This window comes from Longimonas sp. (genome assembly GCF_046498435.1).
Taxonomy (GTDB): Bacteria; Bacteroidota; Rhodothermia; order Rhodothermales; family Salinibacteraceae; genus Longimonas.
In genome coordinates this window covers 1-4699 of sequence record NZ_JAWOAR010000048.1, presented here as the reverse complement: position 1 = coordinate 4699, position 4699 = coordinate 1, and the positions used below count along the sequence as shown (strand labels likewise).

The window sequence follows — 4699 nt, the reverse complement described above, 5'->3', positions numbered from 1 at the left end:
AACGAAGCCGACTCGCTCCCCGAGTTGGCCGATCGCCTGCGCGCAGCCTGCGCCGATTACGCCATTGAGGTGTGGCTCGTCGACGACGGCTCATCCGATGACTCCTGGGCCGTCATCACGGCGCTGCATGAAGACGACGAGCGGTTTCGGGGGATTCGACTGCAACGCAACTACGGAAAGTCCGCCGCGCTCGCCGTGGGGTTTGAGCGCGTGCGGGCGCCCTACGTTGTCACGCTGGATGCCGATCTGCAAGACGACCCGGATGAGATCCCAGCACTCATTGCCCTGCTCGACGACGGGCACGACCTCGTAAGTGGATGGAAGCGCAAACGGCACGACCCGCTCTCAAAAACCATCCCGAGCCGCTTCTTCAATGGCGTCACGCGGATGGTGTCGGGCATCGATATCCACGACTTTAATTGCGGACTCAAAGCGTACCGGCGCGAGGTGGTGCAGTCGGTCAATCTGTACGGCGAGCTCCACCGTTACATCCCGCTGCTGGCCAAGTGGCAGGGCTTCGACCGCATCACCGAAAAGCCGGTCGAGCATCATCCGCGCAAGCATGGCACGACTAAGTTCGGGCTGGAGCGCTTCATCCGCGGCTTCCTGGATTTTGTGTCGGTGTTTTTCCTGACGCGCTTTGCCGCACGCCCCATGCATTTCTTTGGCGGCATAGGCACGCTCAGCTTCACTACCGGGTTCATCGTGAGCCTGTGGCTCTCCATTGAAAAGCTGGTCTTTGGGCACCCGCTGGGCGATCGGCCCTTGCTTCTGCTTGGGTTGCTGCTCATCCTGTTCGGTGCGCAGATGTTCACGACGGGCCTTCTGGGTGAGATGATCATACGCCCTCGCATGGAAACAACTGATGCTTATCGCATTGCCGAGCGTCATGCCTTATCAGGCAGCGTTCAAGAAGAGGAGGGCGATGCAACACCGTCCGCGCCCCGAGAGGCCTCGCATCCTCCAAAAACACCCAACTCCCCCTCGCTCTCACCTACGTCGTAGCCGCGTCAAACCGTGCCAAGCAGAGATACAACACAGAAATAACCCGGGCTGGGTAGAAATTAGCTCTCAGGGTTCATATCTTTATACGTGTTGTACGAATCTTCTTCCGGCTTGTCTACCCCCATTATCTGATGTTGCTACTTGATTCTTTTGGGCGGTTATTTGCCCGCCACATGCGCACATCCGTATGGCTGCGCGGGATGCCTGTGCTGATCGTTGGAATGCTCATCGGTCTGGGACTCGGGCAGCCCGCCGCCGCCCAGCAAGACCTGCTCGGCTACTGGAGTTTTAACGCACCCGAAGGAAGCGGGAATCCCTGGCCGACGCCTGTGGAGGCTACGTTTGGAGATGGGGAGATTACGTACGCATTCACCGAAAGCAACGTGGAGAGCTTTGCGGGCGACGGCGACAATGCACAAGGCGGCGACTCGGCAGGCGATAGCTTTGTTATTCAAGACGATGCCGAAAACGGCAATCACTTCGATATTGCTGTCTCGACCGAAAACGCTGAGAACATCGAACTGGTATTCTGGGCGCGGCGCACGGGCACCGGATTCGACAACAACACCGTAAGCTACTCGACGGATGGCGGCGCAACATTCACGCAGGAGTTTACCTTCGACCCTGACGACACCACAAGCGGCACGGTTGAAACCTTCGACTTCTCAGGGATCACAGCGCTCAACAACAACTCTGATGTCGTCTTCCGCATCACCCTGAACGGCGCCACCAGCGCGACGGGCAATAACCGCTTCGACAACATCACCGTACGCGGCGACCTGCAGCCCGCCAGCGGACCGCTTGCACTCACGGCAATCGATGAACCAACCCGGCTTAATTTTCAGGGCTTTCGGGCGGGTGGATTCGACGCATCGCCTTCGTTTGGCCAGTTGGATTCGGATGCGGTGGCTGTATTCGGAGCCAGCGACGGCAACGTAGACTTTGGGCAAACGGCAACAGGCGGCGACTTTGCACGTGGCTCCAGTACCGGCGGCGTAGGTACTGGCGGCGTGTATGCCTTCGACATCAGCAAACCCACCGATCTTGACAATGGCTACGGCGACTACGCGCTGGGCTTGCAACCAGCAGGCAGCGACTTCTCGCCGGGTACGGTGTACGTGTGCTACGAGAATAACACCGGCACTGCCATCAACGACGGCGCCGACGTCGACTACGACCTGTGGACGCTCAACGACACCGACCGCAGCCGCACTGTTACACTCAAGTATGCGGTTGGCGCTTCCTGCCAGACCGACGCCGCCGACGCAAGTAGCTTCAACGACGGCCAACTCGCATTTACGGTTGAGGAATCTGCCGACTCCGATCCAGAATGGATGCGTAATGCACTCTCGGGGCGGATTCCGGCCGGCGTGCCCTCGGGCGAGTTTCTTACCCTGGCATTTGTAACGACCGATGGAGGCGGCAGCGGCGGGAGTCCAGAAGTCGCGCTCAATGACATTGCTGTAACCCCACGAAGTACACCCGGCGGACCCATCGTTATTTCGAACACCGACGATACCCTAATTGAGGACTTCGACTCTTTTGCCGGAAGCGGCTTCGATTCGCCCCCCGAAAGTCCCGAGCAACTGGATTCGGGAGCTTTCATCGTTCGCGGCCTCAGCGACGGCGATCTTGGCTTTGGCAATACTGAAGACAGCGGCGACTTCGCGCGCGGCGCGAGTACCGGAGGCGAGAGCACCGGCGGCATTTACGCATTCGAGGTGGCCAGTGGCGATTTTGCCTGGGGCGTACAGCCCACCGGTTCCGACGCTACCCCCGGTGCGTTTGTCGCGCGCTACCTGAACGACACAGGTGAGCCCATCACCGATGCCTTCGTCGGATACGACATTGAGGTGCTTAACAACGAAGGTCGCTCCACCGATGTCTCTCTGGCGTACCAAGTGACCAGCAGCACTTCCTACGATGCCAGCGGGTTTACCGGCATATCGGCATTCGACTACACCACGCCCAAAGCCGCCGACAGCAGCCCAACATGGCAGACTGTGCCCCGCAGCGGCACGCTGGCTGATATTAACCTCCAAAATGGCGAGTACCTGCTCCTCCGCTGGGAAACCGATGATGCCGCAGGCAGTGGGTCGCGCGATGAGATCGCCCTGAACAACCTGTCGCTTACGCCGAATCCGCCTACCGTTTCATTTGTGGATACCGAGCGCGCCGTGTGGTCGACCGATGACACCGCCACGTTTGAGGTGCAGATCCGCAATCCCGGCAGCGAAGCGCATACGGTAGAGGTGGCCTTTGATAGCGGGAACAGCACCGCAGATCCTGCTGATGTGGACAACTTCGGCACGCAGACCGTCACGTTCCCGGCATCAGCAAGCAATGGAGACCGCGAGACGGTGACCGTTGACCTGAATGCGTTTTCGGGCGATGCAACACGCGATGCTCGGTTCGTTCTGCAAAACCCGAGTGCCGATGTGCGTATCGGAGCCGCGAACACGTACACCTTCGATATTGGCGATGCGCCGCGTGTGCTCATCAGCCGGTATATCGATACCAGCAGTGGCAGTACGCCCAAGGGCCTTCAGCTTTGGAACGTATCCGGCGAGACGATAGACTTTAGCACCGATCCACTGGAGGTCTTTACCTCATTTAATGGCGGAGAAACCACGTCTACAACGACGGTTGATACCGGCACGCTGGCTGCCGATGATATACTTATTGTAGGTGCCAGCGACGACGAGGGCGACCCCGACGATCTGGGGACCAAAGCTGCCGCGTGTACGCCCGAGGTGCAGTTTGTGGAAGAGCAGAGCAACACATGGTTTAACGGCAACGATGCGGTACGCATTCGACTCGACGGACGCACCGAAGACATGATCGGCATTGTCGGTGAAGATCCTGGCGAGGGCAATAGCTGGAACGGCAACGGCGTAAGTACAAAAGACCAGTATCTGGGTGTTCAGCCCGGCACCACGTCTGGCAACCGAAACGGCTTCACTGATCCCAGCACGCGGTTTCTCACGCTCAACGAAGATCCGACTACCGCAGACGGCGATGCTGGCGGATTCTGCAACGCCCCCTGGCCCGAGGCTTCGTTCCTCGCTTCCGAAGCGACGGTCGTACAGGGAGATACCGAGGCTACGACGCTCGGAGCCTCGCTTCAACTGATTCCGGCTGAAGGACGAGCCACCGATGTAACCGTCACCTTCGACGAAACCAGCAGTTCGGCGTCCTCCGGAAACATTGACGGCTTTACCAGCAGCACACTTACCTTTCCCGGGGGAAGCGCACAGGATACCACAGAAACCGTTCTCGATCTTACGTTTCCCACAAACACCAGCCAAGACGGTCCACTCGAAGCCGTATTCACATCTGATGTGGAAACGGCGGACTGCTTTACCGCTGAGTGCTTTGCCGAGGCCCGTAGCGAGTCGCTCACGATCACAATTCTCGACAGCGAGAGCACGCCCGATGTCCTTATTTCCGAGTTCATGGCACGCCCCGACGCCGTGCCCGATGCCGATGGCGAATGGGTCGAGCTGTACAACTCCACCGATAGCGACATCGACCTGAGCGGGTGGAGCCTTCAGACCACCGCATCCGCCGAGGCCGACCTTTCTGGAGTTACGCTCCCGGTACGCAGCTTTCTCACGGTCTGCGGCAACGACAACGCCAGCGAAAACGGCGGGGTTCGTTGCGATCTACAGGCCGATATCGAACTCGATGATAC

Annotated in this window: 2 protein-coding genes; both read left to right on the top strand. The window is 59.1% G+C overall.

Annotated elements, in window-relative coordinates:
• The coding region (locus R6U20_RS01960; RefSeq protein ID WP_410336192.1) for a glycosyltransferase family 2 protein at window positions 1-1005 on the top strand (1005 nt) is incomplete at its 5' end.
• A 173-nt stretch (window positions 1006-1178) separates the two neighbouring features.
• Window positions 1179-4699, top strand: a 3521-nt coding sequence (locus tag R6U20_RS01955; protein ID WP_410336191.1) for a lamin tail domain-containing protein, incomplete at its 3' end; no start/stop codon positions are given.